This is a genomic window from Nocardioides sp. WS12 (assembly GCF_014108865.1).
Lineage (GTDB): Bacteria > Actinomycetota > Actinomycetes > Propionibacteriales > Nocardioidaceae > Nocardioides.
The window spans coordinates 2,132,553-2,151,988 of sequence record NZ_CP053928.1 but is presented as its reverse complement, the minus strand read 5'-3'; the positions used below and the strand labels follow the sequence as shown (position 1 = coordinate 2,151,988).

Here is a 19,436-nt window from a genome sequence, read left to right as displayed (position 1 = left end):
CTCGGGGGCGCTCACTTGCCACCCCGGATGATCGCCAGTGCTTCGTCGCGGACTCGGGCCATGGTGGACTCGTCCTTTCCTTCGGCGTTGAGCCGCAGCAGCGGCTCGGTGTTGGAGGCGCGCACGTTGAACGCCCAGTCGGCGTGGCTGATGCTCAGCCCGTCGAGCTTGTCGATCGTGACGCCGTCGCGGGCGTCGTACTCCTTCTCGAGGGCAACCAGGACAGCGCCCTGGTCCTCGACCGTGCTGTTGATCTCGCCGCTGAGCGGGTAGCGCTCGTAGTCCTCCAGCAGGCGCGAGAGCGGTACGTCGGCCTCGGCGAGCGCGGCCATCGCGTGCAGCGCCGCGAGCATCCCGGAGTCGGCACGCCAGAAGTCACGGAAGTAGAAGTGGCCGCTGTGCTCGCCACCGAAGATGGCGTCGGTCTCGGCCATCTCGGCCTTGATGTAGGAGTGCCCCACACGGGTGCGGACCGGGGTGCCGCCGAGCTCGGTGACGATCTCCGGCACCGCTCGCGAGGTGATCAGGTTGTAGATGATCGTCGAGCCGGGCTCCTTGGCGAGCTCGCGGGCCGCGATCAACGCCGTCAGCGTGGAGGGCGAGACCAGCTCACCGCGTTCGTCGACGAGGAAGCACCGGTCGGCGTCGCCGTCGAAGGCCAGACCGATGTCGGCGCGCTCGGCGAGCACCCGCTTCTGAAGGTCGACGAGGTTGGCCGCCTCGATGGGGTTGGCCTCGTGGTTGGGGAAGGTGCCGTCGAGCTCGAAGTACATCGGGACCATGTCGACCTGGTCCGCGAGCCGGTCGAACACGGCCGGTGCGGTGTGACCGGCCATGCCGTTGCCGGCGTCGACGACGACCTTCAGCTTGCGGCCCGTCACCGGCGCCAGCGACAGCAGGTGCGCGGCGTAGGCCTGGAGCACGTCGAGGTTGCCGACCGCTCCCGTGCGGCCGTTGGTCGAGCCCGCCCCGTTGGTCGAGCCCGCCCCGTTGGTCGAGCCTGTCGAGACCGCGGCGACACGGTCGCGGATCTCAGCGAGGCCACTCTCCACTCCCACCGGCTGCGCGTAGGCACGGCAGAGCTTGATCCCGTTGTACTGCGCCGGATTGTGGCTCGCGGTGAACATCGCGCCCGGCAGGCCGAGGTGGCCCGAGGCGAAGTAGAGCTGGTCGGTCGAGGCGAGGCCGATCATCGTGACGTCGGCACCCGCGGTCGTCGCACCGTCGGCGAACGCGCCGGCCAGGGACGGGGAGCTGGGCCGCATGTCGTAGCCGATGACGAGGGCGTCGATCCCGAGCACCTCGACGTAGGCCGATCCCGCAGCGCGGGCCAACTCCTCGTCGAGTTGTTCACCAACGATGCCGCGTACGTCGTAGGCCTTGAAGACCTTGCTCAGGTTGTCCGGTGAGGTCGTGGCACTGGCCATGAACGGGACAGTAGTGCAACGGCTCCAACCAGCCGACAACTGGCAGGGAAGGAGTAACTCAGTCGTCGGACGTGAGCATCCGGAGATGACCCTTGCGGGCGGTCTCGCGCCCCGTCTCGCGGGGTTGCTCGATGACCGGACGACGGACCGGGCGCGCGGCCTCGCGGACGGCGTCGGCGAGCGCCAGCAGGTCGTCGCCGCTGGGACCGGACTGCTGGGTGCCGAGAGCGAGGCGCAGCACCTCCCAGCCGCGCGGGGCAGAGAGTCGTTCGCTGTGCGTCTCGCACAGGTCGTAGGCGTGCGGCTCCGCGAAGGTCGCCAACGGACCGAGGACGGCCGTCGAGTCGGCGTAGACATAGGTCAGGGTCGCGACGGCGCGCCGGGCGCAGGCCGTGCGGGAGCAGGTTCGGAGTCCCTGCTGGGCCGGAATCGCGCTCACGGCGCAGACGCTACCGTCCCAGGGAGGCAGCGGTGGCTAGGCTCGCGGATCGTGGAGCCAGAACAGTCAGACGACGGAGCGGGCCGCCCTCGTCCTCGCCGGGATCGCCGCGGCCGCGGTGTCCGGGGACCGGCCGTCCTCCCCCGCTCGGGGCCGCTCGGCTCGCCCCGACCGCCGCGGCCACGCAGCCGCCGCGAGACCTTCGACCGGATCATGCTCGACATCGTCACCGAGATCGACGGGCGCTGGTCAACCCGCCTCGGGCTGGTCGAGTACGCCGTCGAGGACACCCCGCAACTCCCCGACGACTGGGACTCCGGCCGCGTGCCGTTGTCCTCGCTGGTGCGGGGAACCGGCGCCACGCCGACCCGCCTGGTCGTGTTCCGGCGGCCGCTGGAGCATCGCGCAGCGGACCGCGCGGACCTCGAGGCGATCCTGCTGACCGTGGTGGTCGAACAGGTCGCCGAACTGCTCGGCATCGACCCCAGTGAGGTCGACCCGCGCTACCCGGCCGACACGGACTGATCCGGGCTGATCCCTACTGCGGGACGACCACCGGGATGCGCGAACGCAGCTCGGCTGCGCGGACCCGGATCGTGGCGAGCCCAGGCCCGCGTCCCGTTGCAGGGATCGAGACCACGGCACCGACCGTCGTGTTGCGTGCCTCGACGGTGATCGTCACGGCCTTCGGTGGCAAGGCCAGGCTCACCGCCCGATCCGGCCCGACCTCGACCGGCTTGTCGGCCAGCACCGTGCCGGCGGCGTCGTACGACTTCACGTGGACCACGCCGGTCCTGTCCGCACCGCCGAGCAGGAGCGTCTTCGCCCCCAGCGGCAGTACGGCGGCCGCGGGGTCGCGCAGCAGCGGCACGGGAGCGAGCAGGACCAGGTCGGTCTTCGTCAGCAGCCGCACCGAGGACGTGACCGGACCGGTTGACCTGAGTTCGACGCCGACGACACCCTTCGCGGCGTCACCGGAGAGGACGCTGGTCAGGCTGACCGTCCTGATCGAGTGGGGAGCGACCTTGATCTCCTCCGCACCGGCGGGGGTGAACGACGCGTCGGCCGTCACGAGACGGGTGGTCACCCGGATCTCGTCGGCGCCCGGGTTGGCCAGGAACAAGGTCGGACCCGCCCTCCGCTCCGGGATGCCGAGGATCAGGTTCGTGGTGGCGGGTTCGGCATGTGCCGGCAGGAAATCGGTGGTGACCCGTCCCCGACCCAGCGGGTCGCGGGTGTTGCGGGCCGTCGCCGTCACCCGTCCGCGGGTGACGGTGAGGTGGGCCGCGGCCACGTCGGCCATGGGCGCGACCTTCGCCAGTTCGAGCCGCTTGACGCTGTGCCCGGGCACCTGGATGCCCCGGAGACCCGGTTCGTCGATCGGTCCCGCAGGACCGAGGAGCTCGAGGTCGACGACCGCATCGCCGTCGTCGGGGTTCACGAGTTCGAGGGTCGTCGCGTAACGCGCCGACCCGCTGATCCCGACCAGCCATTCGTCGTACGACGGGGCACGGCACTCGGGCACGGCGAGCCGGTCGCCGCGGCCGGCCACCAGACCGGGCGCCGCGTCCCCGCGGCCGTCGAGCACGGTCGCTCCGCCGCTGGCGGGGACGACGACTCCGCCGCCGACGGTGACCGTGACCTCAGCGCCTTCCTTGGTCGTGCCCTGGGACGTGCCGCTGCCCTGGTCGACCGGTGTCGCACTCGTGCGGACCGCGACCTTGCCGCCGGGGACCCCTGGCGCACGGACCGCCCGGACCGGGCCACTGGTGCCGTCGAGGCCCGCCGGGCAGGCCAGGGTGGCGGCGGTCAGCGTCGAGGTGGTCGGCGGACGCAGCCCGGCAACGGGGTCGCCCTCGCGGCCGATCAGGGTGACGCACAGCGCGACCACGGTGGGCAGGACGATGGCCAGCGCGACGATGATGTCGATCCGACGCTCAGGGGTGACCGAGGAGCGTCGTCCGGCACCCGGGGTCGAGGACGTCGAGGACTCAGTCATCGCGACTCCTTCGCAACGGGGGCAGGGCAAGGACGACCAGCACCGGGATCGCACAGCCCTGGATGATCAGCAGCAGCCAGCGGAACCAGGCCTGGTGCCCGGGGAGCGGCTCGGGGCCGGGAGTGACCTGCCAGGCGCGGGTGCCGCGCTCGGAACTGGCCTGGTCGAGGCCGGACGTGGCGTCGAGGCTGGCCGCGACGGCGCCATCGGCCGGAGCGGCCTGGACGATGTAGAGGATCCCGTACTCCGCCAGCGCGTCCAGGGCCTCGCCGTCCGGCGACGTCACCAGCGAGCGGATGATCGTCGTGATCTCCGGGTCTTCCGGGGTCAACGCGGCGACTTCGTCCTCGCCCACCGTCGGACCGTCGCCGCGGTGCACGTCGTAACGGATGCCGTCGTCGATGGATCCGCGCAGCACCAGGACACCGTTCTCGGGGGCCTCCTGCGCACGCTGGACCATGTAGACGGGCACGTCGGACGGTGCGTCGTCGGTGAGCTCCTCCCCACCCCAGCCGGCGAACCACACCAGCGCGACGAGCGGCGCGACGACGGCAGCGACGCCGCCGATGGCCAGGCCCGCCTGCACCGGGCGGGTCTGGTCGCCGAGGTGGTGCAACGACAAGCCGCCGAGCACTGCAGCAGTGAGCCAGGCACCGTGCAGCAGGAGCAGGACCGCACCCACGCCGGGCTGCTGCTGCGCCGTACCAGGCAGGTCGATGGACGGCACCGTCAGCGGAATCGCCACGAGCGCCGTGACCGCGGCCACCAGCCAGCAGATGACGACGGGGATCCGGGTCTTGGTCGGGAGCAGCGCGAACAGCGCGAGTGCGGGCAGCACCAGTCCGGCCTCCGGCGGCGCGCCGAGACCAGCCAGTCGGCCAGCGAGCAGGTCCCAGCCGGACGTTGCCGCCGTCGGCCACCGGCCGATGTCGAGGATGGTCGCGGCGAAGGCGCCCTCGAAGAGCGCCGGCAGCCACCAGGGCAGCAGGACCACGAGCGGCACGACGAGGGCCGCGACCGGAGGACCCCAGACGGAGCGCTCCCGCACCTCGTTGGGGATCAGGCGTACGGCGCTGGCCAGCAGGACGCCGATCAGCACGGCCATCACCAGCCAGGACGACGGTGCGACAGCGGTCATCAGTGCCAGGGCCAGACCGGTGCGCAGCCCGGCGCGCCAACGGTGCTCGGGCTCCGGGTCGGCGAACCCGAGCGCCGCGTGGGCCAGCCAGGGCAGGACGGCCGCAGCCACGACGATGCCCCAGCGTCCACCGCCCCAGGCACCTGCGGCGAGCGGGACCAGCGCCCAGGTCACCGATCCCCAGAGCAGCAGCCAGCGGGGAGCGCCGTACGGCGTCGCGAGCCGGCTGACCACCCGCAGGAACCGCCACGCGCCCCACAGCGCGATCGGTGCCGCCAGGGCCATCAGCAGGGAGATCAGCAGGGACGGGCCGACCAGGGTGCCGAGCACCGCCAGGGGCAGGACGTACGGCGGCGCGGGCACCTCGCTGCCGAACCCGATCGGGTGCCAGCCCTCGAGGTGGAGGCGCCACCAGGCGCCCACGGAGTCGGGCGTCGGCGACAGCGCGCCGCCACTCAGACCACCGATCACGTCGCGGACACCGATCAGCAGCGCGAGCACCGTGATCGCCGTACCGACGGCCGTCGGGCTGGTGAAGAAGCGAACGACCAGGCCGGTGTCGGCGAACTCGTCGTCCTCGTCGCGGTGTCGGGCCGGCGGTGGCGAGTCGGAACGCTCGGCAGCGGCGATCCGCCGCCGTTCGGCGACGTCGGAGGCCTGGTTGGTCGCCGCGGCGACGAGGTCGCCGAAGAAGTCGAGACCGTGGCGGTACGGCAGCCACCAGGGCGCCACCAGTCGACGGACACGCGCCCGGTCTGCTCCGTCCGCACCGCGGACCCTGGCGACAACGGCCGCACGGGAGCGGCGGGCCTCGATCAACAGGCCCGGGTGGCGCAGCACGGCGACGAGGGCAGCGATCTCGTCGAGGCCCTCCCCCACGGCCCGGACGCAGAACAGTCCGATCATGCGGAGCACCGAACCGAGCGCGAGCCGGAGGACCTGGAACGGCAGGGTCACCCCGCGGGCGTTGGCCAACAGCGTGAACAGCGCGGCGCGGCGTTCCTGGAAATGCGTGTGCCGCCCGGTCAGCGGGGTCCGGCGAACGCCGCGGTGGGCCGCTTCGGCGTGGAAGACGATGGCCTTCGGAACGATCAGGGTGGTGTGACCGACCGCAGCGGCGCGCCAACCGAGGTCGATGTCGTTGCCGAAGATCGGCAACGCGGCGTCGAAGCCGCCGAGTTCCTCCAGGACCGTGCGACGCACCAGCATGCCGGCGGAGTTGACCGCGAAGACCTCACGGACGTCGTCGTGCTGGCCCTGGTCGAACTCGCCGCGCTCGAGGCCGGTCTCGCGACGACCGGTGCCGCTGATGGTGACGCCGAGCTCGAGGAGCCGCCGCAGCGAGGGCCACTCCCGCAACTTCGGGCCGAGGATGTCGGCGTCGGGCCGCTCGGCAGCGGCGGCCAGGAGTGCCGTCAGTGCGTCCGGGGCCGGGGTGGAGTCGTCGTGCAGGATCCAGATCCACTCCGGCGCGCGACCGCTCTCCGCCAGGGCGACGAGGCCGTCGGCGATCGCATCGGGGAATCCGGCGCTGCCCGGCAGGCTGCGCAGGAGCGTCGGGACCCGGCCGTCGAGGCCGTCGCGCACCAGCGAAACGCTGTCGTCCGAGCTTGCGGTGTCGACAGCGACGACCGAGTCGAGGGGGGTCGTCTGGGCGAGCAGGCCGTCAAGGACCGTCGGCAGCCACGAGCCGCCGTCGTGACTCACGAGGAGTACGGCGACCTCGGGACGTTGCGACACGGGACAAGACCCTACGTGCGGCGGTCCGAGGGGGGCGAACCGTCGACGCGTCGGGTCAGACCGCGCGCTTCTTCAGCTTGCGACGCTCACGCTCCGACAGACCACCCCAGATACCGAACCGCTCGTCATTGCCGAGCGCTGCCTCCAGGCAGTCGTCACGCACTTCGCACGTCTGGCAGACCTTCTTCGCCTCGCGCGTCGATCCTCCCTTTTCCGGGAAGAACGCCTCGGGGTCGGTCTGCGCACACAATGCGCGTTCTTGCCACCCCAGCTCTTCGGACTCTGCTTCGACCAGGAACAGTTCTCTCATCGATTTCGCCCCTTACAACTCGACCCGTGCCCGAACGACACTGTTGGAATTACATACGTGTCATACGCAAGTAGTCAAGCCCGAATCTGCTATGGACACCCGCCGGGCGTGTCGCAAGCAGCGCACGGCAGAGTTGACCCTTGTGGAAACGACACATGAATCGGCCCCCACGGCGGCGCCCACCTCGATGCTGCGACGGATCACGGTGCTGTCCGGCGGCATGGGCGGAGCGAAATTCCTCCAGGGCCTGCTCCACGGTATCGCCTCGGGTCAGCTGCCCGGCGTTGCCCCCGACGCCCACGTCACCGTGCTGGCCAACACCGGCGACGACTGGTGGATCCACGGACTGAAGGTCTGCCCCGACCTCGACACCGTGATGTACACCCTCGGCGAGGGCATCGACCTCGAGCGCGGCTGGGGCCGGCGCGAGGAGACCTGGAGCGCCAAGGAGGAGCTGGCGTCGTACGGCGTCGAACCGACCTGGTTCGGTCTCGGCGACCGCGACATCGCGACCCACCTGGTCCGCACCCAGATGCTCGACGCGGGCTATCCGCTGTCCGCGGTGACCGAGGCGCTGTGCCGCCGCTGGCTGACCCCGACGTACGGCGACCGGCTCACCCTGCTGCCGATGTCCGACGACCGGATCGAGACCCACGTCGCGATCGCCGACCCCGAGGCCGCGAGCGGCAAGCGGGTCGTCCACTTCCAGGAGTACTGGGTCCGCCTGCACGCCGAGGTCCCGGCCGAGACGGTCGTGTTCGTCGGACTGGACAAGTCCACCCCCGCGCCCGGCGTCCTGGACGCGATCACCGACGCCGACCTGGTGATCCTGCCGCCGTCCAACCCGGTCGTGTCGGTCGGCACGATCCTCGGCGTGCCCGGCATCCGTGAAGCCGTACGCGCCACGAAGGCCCGCGTCGTCGGCGTCTCCCCCATCGTCGGCGCGTCCCACGTGCGGGGCATGGCCGAGCAGATGCTCAACTCCGTCGGGGTCGAGGTCAGCGCCGCCGGCGTCGGCCTCAACTACGGCGCCCGCGACAACGGAGGCGTCCTCGACGGCTGGCTGATCGACGAGCGGGACGCCGACCAGGTTGCCCGACTGGAAGCCGCTGGACTCCCGACCGCCGCCGTCCCCCTGATGATGACCGACCACGACGCGACGGCCGCGATGGCCGCCGCAGCTATCTCCCTGGTGGCACCGTGGGTCCGCTGACGGTCGTCGCCCCCGACGGGGTGCCCGAGATCTCCGCCGGTGACGACCTCGGAGCAATCGTCCTTGCCGCCTTCGGGCCCGACGGGCTCACCGACGGCGACATCCTGGTCGTCACCAGCAAGGTCGTCAGCAAGGCCGAGGGACGTGTGGTCGACGGCGACCGCGAGCAGTGGATCGACAGCGAGAGCGTGCGTCTGGTTGCCCGCCGTGGCCTCACCCGGATCGTCCGCAACCGCCTCGGCCTGACCATGGCTGCCGCCGGTGTCGACGCGTCCAACGTCACGGCCGGTACGACGGTGCTGCTCCCCGAGGACCCCGACGCGTCCGCCCGTGCCCTGCGCGCAACGGTCGCGGAGCGTGCCGGAGTCAACGTCGGCGTACTCATCACCGACACCGCCGGCCGCGCCTGGCGCGAAGGCCAGACCGACATCGCCATCGGCGCCGCCGGTGTCGTGGTGCTCGAATCGTTCGTCGGTCGGGTCGACGCCCACGGGAACGAGCTGGCCGTCACCGCGCCCGCCGTCGCCGACGAGATCGCCTCCGCGGTCGAGCTCGCCCAGGGCAAGCTCGGCTCCCGTCCGTGCGCCGTCCTGCGCGGCCGTCCCGACCTGGTCCTGCCCGCCGACGACCACGGCACCGGCGCGTCCGCACTGATCCGCGAGGACGGCGCCGACCTGTTCGGGTACGGCGCCCGCGAGGCCGTCGTCCGCGCCGTCGGTGGAGCCGAAGCGGACCGGGCGCCCTTCGGCACTCCCGTCTCCGCCGAGGAGTTCGTCGCGGCCCTGCGCGCCGCCGGCCTGGCGGCCGAGATCGACGGAGTCCAGCAGGTGCGCTGTGCCGAGGATCGCCGGGTGGCACTGGACATTCTCGCCTTCGCACATGGCTGGAGGGTCGACTCCACCACCGCTCCCGGGGGGCCTGCCAAGCCGCATGCGAAGGGCTTCGCGGACACCGACCTGCGCCTGCACCCGGTCACTCCGTAGACTCACCGCGTTCCGCCGTACTCACCAGACGAGGTACCCCACACCGTGGCCAAGTCCAGCAAGTCCGAGAAGTCGGACCGCCGCCAAGTCATTGACGACATCCGGCGCAAGCAGAAGAGCGCCGAAAAGCGTCAGGGCATGGCCATCGTGGGCGTCTGCATCGCAGTCGCGCTCATCATCGTTGGTGTCGCCGCCTACAACCCGGTGAAGACCGCGATCCAGAAGGCGCGCTACTCCGGCACCCCGCTCGACGAGATCGGCGCGAAGGCCGGTGCCTGCCAGAAGGTCGAGACCAAGGTCGCGACCGGCAGCGGCGAGCACGTGCCCACCGGCACGCAGGTGACCTACGACGAAGCGCCCCCGGCTTTCGGATCGCACTGGAACGAGGCCGGCGTCGCGCCGGACCCCGCGGCCAACCGTTTCTACACCGCCGACGGCCGCCCCGAGCTCGAGTCGCTGGTCCACAACCTGGAGCACGGCTACTCCGTCCTCTGGTACGACGAGACCGCTGCCGACGACACGTCGGAGGTCGCCGCCATCAAGGCGATCGCCGCGACGCTCGACGAGAACGACACCAACGGCCGCCTCAAGTTCAAGGCCGTCCCGTGGACGAAGAAGGACGGCAAGGCCTTCCCGAAGGGTCAGCACATCGCGCTGACCCACTGGACGCAGGACGCCACCACGCAGGAGCAGCTCGGCGTGTGGCAGTACTGCTCCGAGGTCAGCGGTGCGGCTGTCGAGAAGTTCATGCTCGACTACCCGTTCACGAACTCCCCGGAACCCTACGTTCCGTAGATCTGCGCGAGACGCGTCTCCGGCGTTGATCCGGGCGAGCAAGCTCGCCGTCGACGCCTCCCGCCGCGCTGCCGCGCCGCAGTTGGCTTGCGTACCGCCACCGTTGGCATGGCGGCAAGCCAGCTGTGTTGGGTCAAGGTCAGGTCAGGTCAGGTCAGGTCTGCTCTGCCTTGGTCCTTCAGGGCCGCGACGATCGCCTTGACGTCCTGAGCACGCTCGCGCGACATCACCAGGAGGGCGTCGGGGGTGTCGACGACGACCACGTCGTCGAGGCCGATCACGGCGACGACCCGCCCTGAGGCGGGGACGACGAGGCCCGTGGCGGCCTTGAGGTGCACGGTGGACTCGTCGCCGAGGACCGAGCAGGTCTCCTGCTCGCCGAGCAGATTGGCGAGCGAGTCGAAGTCGCCGATGTCGTCCCACCCGAAGGTCCCCGGCACGGTCGCGACGCGGCCCAGCGCGGCGGCCGGTTCGGCGATCGCGTGGTCGATGGCGATCCGCGGCAGGTGCTCCCAGAGTTCCGGCAACAGCGCGGGGTCTTCGGCAATCTTGCGCAGGTTCGCGGCAAAGTCGGGGTCGCGGTCAGCCAGCAGGTCCAGCAGCACCGTCGGGCGTACGACGAACATGCCGGCGTTCCAGCGGTAACGGCCCGAGGCGAGGTACTCCTCGGCCACCGGCACCGACGGCTTCTCGACGAACTCCACGACCCGGCGCACGAGCGGGTGTCCCTCCAGCGGCTCGCCCTGGTGGATGTAACCGAAGGCCGAGGACGGGAAGGTCGGCGCGATGCCGATCGTCACCAGCCAGTCGTCGCGGGCCGCGTCCACGGCAGCAGCGACCGCCTCCCGGAAACGGTCGGGCTCGGTGATGACGTGATCGGCAGCGAAGGAACCCATCACCTCGGCGCCACGGCGCTCGAGTACGGCGGCGGCGAGCCCGATGGCCGCCATCGAGTCCCGGGCGGACGGCTCGGCCAGCACGGCGTCAGCAGGTAGCGCAGCCAGTTGGCGCCGTACGGCCTCCTGGTGGGCGACGCCAGTGACGACGAGCATCCGGTCACCGACGATCGGCGCGAGCCGGTCGTGCGTCTCCTCGAGCAGCGAGCGCCCCGACCCGGTGAGGTCGTGCAGGAACTTCGGGGACGCTGCACGGGACAGCGGCCAGAGGCGGGTGCCGGCGCCGCCGGCGGGAACGACCGCCCAGAAACCAGGGATCTCGTCAGCGACCATGCGCGGCACCCTAGTGGTTGCCGCCGAACGATCGACGCGGTGGCCTGCACTAACGTCGTCCGGGTGACCACCTTCGCCACCGTCCTGGCGCAACGCCTCCGCGTCGACCCGGGCCAGCCGCTCGTGACCTTCTACGACCACGGCACGGGCGAGCGGGTGGAACTGTCCGGCACGACCTGGGCGAACTGGGTGGCGAAGGCCGCCTCGTTGCTGGTCGAGGAGTTCGACCTCGAGCGCGGCGACCGGATCTGCATCGACCTCCCGCCGCACTGGCTGGGCACCGTGTTCCTCGGCGCCGCGTGGAGCGCCGGCCTCGTCGTCGTACCACCGCCGGGTGACGCGGACCCCGAGGATCTCGCCGCCGTCGTGTGCGGACCGGACAGCCTCGAACGCTGGGCCGACCACGCCCAGGAGATCGTCGTCCTGGCTTGTGCGCTGCGACCGCTCGGCGTCCGGTTCGCCGATCCCGTCCCGGCGGGCGTCCATGACGTCGGCGTGGAGATCTGGTCCCAGCCCGATGCGTTCACGCCGTGGGACCCGCCGACCGAGGACGACCTCGCCTTCGTTGCCGCGGACCGTGAGGTCACGCAGTCGCAAATGTGGTCGGAGGCAGCCGCCAGCACGCTGGTGGGCGGCGGCCGCCTCCTCTCGGTCGCGAACCCCGTCGTGGAGCCCGTGACCTTCAGTGAACCGCTCACCCAGGGCGGTTCACTCGTCCTGGTCGCTCAGGCCGAGCAGGCACTCCTCGAAGCGACGTACGCCACCGAGCGTGCAACTGCCCGCTTCCCCGCCTGAGCGACCAGGACAAGTCCTCTTCTCTGGTGCCCCCTACGCCGCCAGGTCCCAGCCCACGAACCGTCCGAGCGGAATCTTGCTGGTCCACCCGTTCGGGCTCCCGCCCAGGATGAACAGACCGCCGGTCGCCTTGTCCCGGGCGACGAAGTCCGGCTGCGCGTTCGCTCCGAGTCGCCCGACACCGAGCAGCCAGTCGTAACTGCCGGCCGTCACCTCGAGGGTCCGCACGCTCGTCCAGCCACCCGGGCCGTTGCCCGTGTAGAGGCGCACTTCCGAGCCGACTCGAACGAGGCTGTCGGGAGCTCCGTCGGCGTTCATCATTCCGGCAGGGACGTGGGCGTAGCCGTTGACCGCGCTGTAGGCGACGACGCTGGTCCCGAGGTTGTTGAGACTGGTGCCGAGGCCGGCGGCGCCGCGACCGCGGTAGGTCCGCATCGCCCCAGCGGTCTGGGCCATCAGGTCCGGATACCCGTCGCCGGTGACGTCACCCGGGAGCGCGATCAGCGTCGCACTGTTGATCTGGGCGGACAGGACCTGCGGCGGGTGGAACCGCCCGCTGCCCTTGCCCCGATAGATCTGCAGCAGGCCGTCGGACTTGCGGCGGGTGATCATGTCGGCGTACCCGTCCTGGTCCCAGTCGCCGGCCTTGTAGATGCTCGAGGCAGAGGCGATGTTGACGCCGGTGTCGACCCGGGACCGGACCTGCCAGACCCCTCCGGGGCTGTCCAGGGTCAGCACGTACAGGCGTCCGTCGGATGCTCGGCGCGCGAGCAGGTCGTTGATGTCGGAGCCGGCGAAGTTCCCTTCGGCCTCGCGACTGGCGAAGGGCTTCTGCGCCGCGTCCGCCAGGGACCGGATCGTCGGGATCTTGGCGTAGAGGTAGCGGCCCGGGCAGGCCGTCGATCCGGCATCGCGGTGCCCGCTGATCGCCGGGAAGTACTTCGACCCGATCTTCTGGGACATGTCGGCGGCGTCGACTCCGTGCAGGGCAAGCTTCCACGCGAACAGCGCGCCGTAGGCCGTCAGCATCGCCGACGGCGGACCGGTGACGTCGAAGTTGCCGATGGCCGACATCGCGAAGGAGTAGTTGTTGTAGCCCTGCGTGTGGGCGCCCACGACGGGTCGGTCGACGCCACCGGCGCGGCCTTCCCAGATCCGGCCGAACTTGTCGACGAGGAAGTTGTAGCCGATGTCGCTCCAGCCCCGCGTCTTGACGTGGTAGCTGTAGATGCCGCGGATGATGCCGGGGACCTGATCGGCGGTGTAGTTGTTCGCGTTCACCGTGTGGTGGACGAAGCCGCCGTGGACCTCGTAGTAGCTGAGCGAGGACTTGTCACGCAGGCTCTCGTTGGCGCCCCACTGGGCCCGCGAGTAGATCTTCGGCCGGATGGTGGCGCCGGCCGCCTGGAGGGCGATCTCGTCGCCGGTTGCGGCAGGGTCGTCGCCATCGGCAACCGGCAGCACCGGGTCCGCACCGTCGGTCGAGGCCCGCGCTGTGTCAATGGCGGGCTTCTGTGTGGCGGTCGCCTTCGCGGTGCCCGGGTCGATCACGGCGACCTTCATGTCCTCCGGGGCGGAGGAGTCGGTGGCCACCTTGACCTGGACGGCGTCCACGTCGCCGACGAGCAGGGCATCGGTACCCGGGCGAGTGTGCTTGCCCTCTTCCGAACGCGGGTCCGGCCCGTGGTCGTCGTGGTACTCCGCCTCGGTCCAGCCCGACCAGGTCCCGTCGGTCTGCGTCCGCACCTTGACGCCGATGGCGTCCTCGTCGACGTTGGCCGACGGCGCCCAGGTGACACCGACCGTGCCGTAGCCGTCCACGGGGAGCACGTCACTGACGATCGCGTCGCCCCCGCCGCTGACGTCCTTCTCGGTCGACCGCAGCGTGGCGTGCGGCTTGTCCTCGGGAGCGGTCAACGCGTACTGGTCGACGTCGGTCGACACCTCGCCTGTCGGCACGGTCGACGGGAACTCCGCCGCCCGCAGCGAAACGTCTGACGGGGCGACATCCACCGGCTGCATGGGCCGGACATCCATGGTCACGGTGCGCGCCGCAGGGGTCAGCACAGCCACGACAACGGCCAGGGCCAGCAACTGCTGACACAGGGTCACGAACCGGATCTTGCGGTCACTCCCGGGGGCATCCGATGAGTACGTCGACATGTTTCTGCTCCAACCGTGTGTGCGGGGAAGGTGTCACACGAGTAGCAACTTTCACATGCGTCACACGGGTTGGGAAGAGTTCGTGAGTAACTACAAACGTGTAATTTCCACTCGACACGCCGATCATTGCCAGATTTATCCATCGGCCCAACGGTCGCCAAACTGAGCCAGTCCCCGCGCCTATCCGGTCGGCTGTCGCAGGGACGTCGAGCGACGGAGCGGAGAGAGCGACGAAGGAGCGACCGGAGCGGAGGAATCGACGTTCCTGCGCGCCGACTGTCTTGCCGCCAGGCCAAGGTGAGCCCTGCGGAAGCCAACTGCGGCGCGGCAGCGCGGCGGAGCGAAGCGACGACGTCGCTCGCGCCCTCCTAGATGTCGTTGCCGATCTCGGTGTCGATCTCCTGCTCGTCGTCACCGTCGTAGTGCAGGTACTTGATGCCCGCTTCGACGTCGCCGTCGAAGCCGAGGCGACCGTTCTCCAGGACCAGCACCCGGTCGCACATCGACTGGACCGAGCCCGCGGAGTGGCTGACGTAGAAGAGGGTGCGTCCGCTCGCGCGGATCTCCTTCATCTTCTTCACACACTTCTGCCGGAACGGCTTGTCGCCGACGGCGAGGACCTCGTCGGCGAGGAAGATGTCGGAGTCGACGTGGATGGCGACGGCGAAGCCGAGCCGGGCCTTCTGCCCCGAGGAGTAGAAGCCGACGGGCGCGTCGAGGGTGCGGCCGAGGCCGGCGAACTCGACGATGTCGTCGTACTTGCGGCGCAGTTCGCGCTCCCCCATGCCGAGGATGGCGGCGTTGAGGACCAGGTTGTCGCGGCCGGAGAGCTGCTGGTGGAAGCCGGCCCCGGTGGCGATCAGGCCGGCGATCCGGCCCCGCGTGAGCAGGGTGCCGGAGTCGGGGCGCATGACGCCGTTGATCATCTTCAGCAGCGTCGACTTGCCCGAGCCGTTGAGGCCCATCAGGCCGACGGATTCGCCCTGTTCGACGGTGAAGGACACGTCATCGATGGCGTTGAACTTCTCGCTGGTCTGGTGGCCGCGCGCCTTGGCGACGGTCACCTCGCGGAAGGTGCGGTGGTAGCGGAGGGTGAACGTCTTGGTGACGTTCTCCACGACAATGGAGGACACCATCACAGACGCTCCGGGATCTTGTTCTCGAGACGGCTGAACACGAGCTGCCCGATGACGAGGAACACCAGGCTGGCGCCCAGGACAGCAAAGCCGTACAGCATGAGGTGGTCGGGCATCACGACCGCCTTCGACTCCTCGCCGGAGGCGGTACCGACCCAGAACGCGCGCTGGAAGAGCAGGACCGCGTCGGCGAGCGGGTTGAGCAGGAACAGTCCGGCGTGGTCGCCGAGCCGCTCCTGGACGTAGGACCACGGGAACATCATCGTGACGCCGTAGCGCACGAAGTGGTTGAAGACGTTGACGATGTTGCCGAAGTCCCGGAAGAAGACGTTGGCGGCGCTGAACAGCAGGGCGCACGCGGTCCCGATGCACATGATGATGGCCAGGGCCAGCACCAGCGAGGCCATGCCGACCGCGTCGGGGGTCCACCCGGCCAGCAGGCAGGCCACCAGCAGGATCAGCATCTGCGGCAGGACGTGGTAGAAGGACACCAGCACCGCGGACACGGGGAACATCTCCCGTGGCATCGCCTGCTTCACCACCAGCGCCTTGTTCCGCACGATGGACTGGGTTCCGGACTGGAAGCTCTCCGTGAAGAAGTGGACGATGACCAGTCCGGCGAAGAGGTGGATCGCGTAGTTCGGAACGCTCTTGTGTGCGTTGAAGATGACACCGAATACGAACCAGTAGATGAAGAACTGTGTCATCGGGTTGATGTAGGACCACAGCATGCCCAGGAACGACCCCTGGTAGCGGGCGCCGATCTCCCGCTTCACCAGCAGGCGCAGGAGGTAGCGGCGCTGGAAGACCGCGAGCAGGCCGTTGTCGGCCGACGGTGGCTTGAGGGGCAGGTCTTCGAAGGCCGGCCGTGGTGCTTCGGTCTCAGACATCGGCGTCCCCGTCGACCCACGGGGCAAAGGTCTTGTCCCACGCCTCCGGCGAGGTGATGTCGCCGAGCGCGGCGCGATACTGCGCGGCGAGCTCGGGCCATTCCTTGCGGTAGCGGGCGTGGAGCTCGAGGGTGCGCTTCATCAAGTCCTTGAACTTGGCCTGGTCGCGGACATAGAGCGCAGCCGAGGTGCCGTCGTTCATGGACACGATCGCGGAGTCGAAGGTCGCCATCCGGTACCACTTGGCATCCATCGCGCGGATCTCTGCCTCGGGGAACTCGGCAGCGAGGCCCCGCGGCTTCTTGAGCTGCCGCAGCGGCGCGAGGCCCGCGGTGATCAGCTGGGCGCGACGGCTCGGCACCTCGGTGAGGTCCTTGCCCTTGCGCGGCGGCTTCTCGCGACGCACCGGCGGGAAGTCGTCGTGGTCAGCATGGAGTTGCGCGTCGGTGAACTGCTTGCGGAAGGCGTTGACCTCCGGCAGCTTCGTCGCCAGCATCGCGTGCAGTCCCTCGGGGCCGGCGAGGACGTCCTCCATCGCCTGGATGCGCAACTCGGCCGTCGAGTACTGCATCGACACGAGGTGTGCGACCTGGTGGTTGAGGCTCTCCCGGATCAACCGGCCGCCCTTGGGGTACGTCGAGTGGAGCAGCGCGGCAACCAGCCGGTTGCGCAGGTGGAAGTACGCCTGCCAGTCGAGGGCGTCGTTCTTGTCGGTCCACGGCACGTGCCACACGGCCGCTCCGGGGAAGGTCACCGTCGGGTAGCCGGCGGCCTTGGCGCGCAGGCCGTACTCCGAGTCGTCCCACTTGATGAAGAGCGGCAGGGACAGGCCGATCTCGGCGATCACCTGGCGCGGGATCAGGCACATGAACCAGCCGTTGAAGTCCACGTCGACCCGCTTGTGCAGCCAACGGGCCGAGCGCAGGTTGCGGGCGCCGAAGTCCCAGTCGTTGAACGAGTCGAGCGGCGACATCCACCAGAAGCGCCAGGGGTGGATGATCTCGCCGAAGCTGTGCAGCCGGCTCTTGGCGTAGAGGCTGAACATGTGGCCACCGACGATGGTGGGACGTCGGGCCAGGTCACCGAAGGTGACGGCCCGGATGATGCCCTCGGGCTCGCAGACGACGTCGTCGTCCATCATCATCGCGTACGTCGCCGTACCCTTGCGCAACGATTCGGACTGGCCGCGGGCGTACCCACCGGAGCCGCCGAGGTTGCCCTGCTCGATGACCTTGAGCTTGCCGTCGAGGCCCTTCTCGGCCGCCGGGAAGAACTCGCTGTCGGTGACCTTCTGGGTGCCCTGCTCCATCACGAAGACCGTGTCGAGGTAGGGCATCAACTCGGGCGTGCTCAGCTGACCGAGCAGTTCCGCGCAGAAGTCGGGGCGGTTCATCGTGGTGATCGCGAGGTCGACGGTGCCGTGCGCGGCACGCTCGGCGGGGACCTCGGCGGTCCACTCGGCCGATTCGACCGTGATGTCGCCGTGGCCGGCCACGACGTCGTACCAGTACCAGCCGCCGTCGACGAACGGGCCGAGCGAGAGGTTGAAGGTGAGCGTGTTGGTGCCTTCGGCCTCGGTGAGGACGCTCTCGACCTTCTGCTGGCGACCGTTCGCCATCGACTTGTTGACGATGACGGTGGCGCCGGCGCCCTTCACGTTGATCGTGAGGGTGACGGCCGAAACGATGGTCCACCGGCGCCAGTAGCTGGCCGGGAACGCGTTGAAGTAGGTGCCGAACGACAGCTTCTCGCCCGACGGGATCTGGACGGCTGTGCGCGAGAGCACCTGGTCCGGGCGGATCGTGCCGGTCGCCGTCTTCTGGCGGATCGAGGCGTTGTTCAGTTCCTTGGCCGCGCGCGAGCCACCGACGACGTACTTGTCCTCGTCGAGGTTGGCCTCGTCGGGGTCGAGGTACAGCGCGAGGACGTCGACGTCACCGTCGACCGGGAGCACCTGGCGCTGCAACAACCTGGTCGTCATGCGTCCACCCCGCCACTCTTCAACTCGGCGCCGTCCGCGAAGTGCGGCTTGAGCTTGTTGTCGTACATCGACAGTGCCGAGGCGATGGCCATGTGCATGTCGAGGTACTTGTACGTGCCGAGGCGGCCGCCGAAGAGAACCATCGGCTCCTTCTCGGCGAGGTCGCGGTACTTGAGGAGCTTCTCGCGGTCCTCGGCGGTGTTGATCGGGTAGTACGGCTCGTCGTCGTCCTCGGCGAAGCGGCTGTACTCGTGGACCACGACCGACTTGCCGGGCAGGTAGGTGCGCTCGGGGTGGAGGTGCTTGAACTCCAGCACCCGGGTCCACGGGACGTCCTGGTCGTTCGCGTTCACGACACCCGTGCCCTGGTAGTCGTCGACGTCGACGACCTCGGACTCGAGGTCGACGGTGCGCCAGGACAGGCGTCCCTCGCAGTTGTCGAAGTACTCGTCGACGGGGCCGGTGTAGATGACCGGCACCTTGCCCTTGAACTCCTCCTGGACCCCGTTGGTCTCATCGAACCAGTCGGTGTCGACGCGGACCTCGATGTTCGGGTGGTCCGCCATCCGGGTCAGCCACGCGGTGTAGCCGTCGACGGGAAGGCCCTCGAACTTGTCGTTGAAGTACCGGTTGTCGAAGTTGTAGCGGACCGGGAGGCGCGTGATGATGTCCGCGCTCAGCTCGGTCGGGTCGGTCTGCCACTGCTTGGCGGTGTAGCCCTTGATGAACGCTTCGTAGAGCGGGCGGCCGATCAGGCTGATCGCCTTCTCCTCGAGGTTCTTCGCGTCCGCGGTGGCGATCTCGCTGGACTGCTCGGCGATGAGCGCGCGCGCCTCGTCGGGCGTGTGGCTCTTGCCGAAGAAGCTGTTGATGAGCGCCAGGTTCATCGGCAGGGAGTAGACCTGCCCCTGGTACTTGCCGAACACCTTGTGCTGGTAGTTCGTGAACGCGGTGAACCGGTTGACGTACTCCCAGACCCGCTCGTTGCTCGTGTGGAACAGGTGCGTGCCGTACTTGTGGACCTCGATCCCGGTCTCCGGTTCGAACTCGCTGTAGGCGTTTCCGCCGAGGTGATAGCGGCGTTCGATTACGAGGACCTTGAGGTCGAGCTCAGCGGCACAACGCTCGGCGATCGTCAGGCCGAAGAAGCCGGAGCCGACGACGACAAGGTCAGGGGTCGACGAAGTAGGAGACACGG

General features: G+C 69.5%; 16 protein-coding genes. 5 read left to right on the top strand and 11 right to left on the bottom strand.

The annotated features are described in order from the left end of the window. Positions 1–11: 11 nt before the first annotated feature. Both HRC28_RS10435 and HRC28_RS10430 read right to left on the bottom strand, forming a co-directional pair. The gene (locus HRC28_RS10435) at positions 12–1,427 is read right to left on the bottom strand and encodes a phosphomannomutase/phosphoglucomutase (protein WP_182380018.1); all 1,416 of its coding nucleotides are present in this window, start codon (positions 1,425–1,427) and stop codon (positions 12–14) included. Between the two features lie 58 nt (positions 1,428–1,485). Next, on the bottom strand, positions 1,486–1,857 hold the full coding sequence (locus HRC28_RS10430; RefSeq protein WP_237111850.1) for a DUF3499 domain-containing protein: 372 nt from the start codon (positions 1,855–1,857) through the stop codon (positions 1,486–1,488). Between the two features lie 60 nt (positions 1,858–1,917). Between HRC28_RS10430 and HRC28_RS10425 the strand changes: the two genes are divergently transcribed. After that, positions 1,918–2,391 (top strand): metallopeptidase family protein, encoded by a 474-nt coding sequence (locus HRC28_RS10425; RefSeq protein WP_182380016.1) that lies wholly within the window; start codon positions 1,918–1,920, stop codon positions 2,389–2,391. Positions 2,392–2,404: 13 nt separating this feature from the next. Here the strand turns inward: HRC28_RS10425 and HRC28_RS10420 are convergent, their stop codons facing one another. Genes HRC28_RS10420 through HRC28_RS10410 form a run of 3 tightly spaced genes read right to left on the bottom strand, consistent with a single transcriptional unit; the run spans position 2,405 to position 7,053 of the window. After that, positions 2,405–3,865, bottom strand: coding sequence for a DUF5719 family protein (locus tag HRC28_RS10420; RefSeq protein ID WP_182380015.1), 1,461 nt, complete (start codon positions 3,863–3,865; stop codon positions 2,405–2,407). Then, positions 3,858–6,743: a glycosyltransferase family 2 protein gene (locus HRC28_RS10415; protein WP_182380014.1), complete on the bottom strand. Its 2,886-nt coding sequence runs from the start codon at positions 6,741–6,743 to the stop codon at positions 3,858–3,860. Before HRC28_RS10415 ends, HRC28_RS10420 begins: the two co-directional genes overlap by 8 nt. Before the next feature lie 55 nt (positions 6,744–6,798). Further along, a complete protein-coding gene (locus HRC28_RS10410; RefSeq protein ID WP_182380013.1) occupies positions 6,799–7,053 on the bottom strand; it encodes a WhiB family transcriptional regulator in 255 nt (84 codons plus the stop codon). 142 nt (positions 7,054–7,195) lie between these two features. On the opposite strand from HRC28_RS10410, the gene cofD reads away from it, so the two are divergent. The 3 genes from cofD to HRC28_RS10395 are packed head-to-tail and all read left to right on the top strand — an operon-like array spanning position 7,196 to position 10,044. Next, a complete protein-coding gene (gene cofD / locus HRC28_RS10405; RefSeq protein WP_237111784.1) occupies positions 7,196–8,266 on the top strand; it encodes a 2-phospho-L-lactate transferase in 1,071 nt (356 codons plus the stop codon). Then, entirely contained in the window at positions 8,254–9,249 is a 996-nt protein-coding gene (gene cofE / locus HRC28_RS10400) for a coenzyme F420-0:L-glutamate ligase (RefSeq protein WP_182380012.1), read from the top strand. The genes cofD and cofE overlap by 13 nt, the downstream gene beginning before the upstream one ends. A 45-nt stretch (positions 9,250–9,294) precedes the next feature. Beyond that, positions 9,295–10,044 (top strand): DUF3105 domain-containing protein, encoded by a 750-nt coding sequence (locus HRC28_RS10395; protein WP_237111783.1) that lies wholly within the window; start codon positions 9,295–9,297, stop codon positions 10,042–10,044. A gap of 149 nt (positions 10,045–10,193) precedes the next feature. Here HRC28_RS10395 and HRC28_RS10390 read toward each other — a convergent pair whose 3' ends face one another. Then, entirely contained in the window at positions 10,194–11,273 is a 1,080-nt protein-coding gene (locus tag HRC28_RS10390) for a mannose-1-phosphate guanylyltransferase (protein WP_182380011.1), read from the bottom strand. Between the two features lie 63 nt (positions 11,274–11,336). On the opposite strand from HRC28_RS10390, the gene HRC28_RS10385 reads away from it, so the two are divergent. After that, positions 11,337–12,068, top strand: coding sequence for a TIGR03089 family protein (locus HRC28_RS10385; protein ID WP_182380010.1), 732 nt, complete (start codon positions 11,337–11,339; stop codon positions 12,066–12,068). 33 nt (positions 12,069–12,101) lie between these two features. Here HRC28_RS10385 and HRC28_RS10380 read toward each other — a convergent pair whose 3' ends face one another. From HRC28_RS10380 to glf, 5 genes are all read right to left on the bottom strand, one after another. Beyond that, complete coding sequence (locus tag HRC28_RS10380) at positions 12,102–14,231, bottom strand: N-acetylmuramoyl-L-alanine amidase (RefSeq protein WP_182380009.1); 2,130 nt, start codon at positions 14,229–14,231, stop codon at positions 12,102–12,104. Positions 14,232–14,599: 368 nt separating this feature from the next. Next, positions 14,600–15,367, bottom strand: a complete 768-nt coding sequence (locus HRC28_RS10375; RefSeq protein WP_182380008.1) for an ABC transporter ATP-binding protein — start codon at positions 15,365–15,367, stop codon at positions 14,600–14,602. Continuing rightward, positions 15,367–16,257: an ABC transporter permease gene (locus HRC28_RS10370; RefSeq protein WP_182380007.1), complete on the bottom strand. Its 891-nt coding sequence runs from the start codon at positions 16,255–16,257 to the stop codon at positions 15,367–15,369. The genes HRC28_RS10375 and HRC28_RS10370 overlap by 1 nt, the downstream gene beginning before the upstream one ends. After that, positions 16,250–18,238 (bottom strand): glycosyltransferase, encoded by a 1,989-nt coding sequence (locus HRC28_RS10365; RefSeq protein ID WP_182380006.1) that lies wholly within the window; start codon positions 18,236–18,238, stop codon positions 16,250–16,252. Before HRC28_RS10365 ends, HRC28_RS10370 begins: the two co-directional genes overlap by 8 nt. After that, positions 18,235–19,434, bottom strand: a complete 1,200-nt coding sequence (gene glf, locus HRC28_RS10360; protein ID WP_182380005.1) for a UDP-galactopyranose mutase — start codon at positions 19,432–19,434, stop codon at positions 18,235–18,237. Before glf ends, HRC28_RS10365 begins: the two co-directional genes overlap by 4 nt. Positions 19,435–19,436 lie beyond the last annotated feature (2 nt).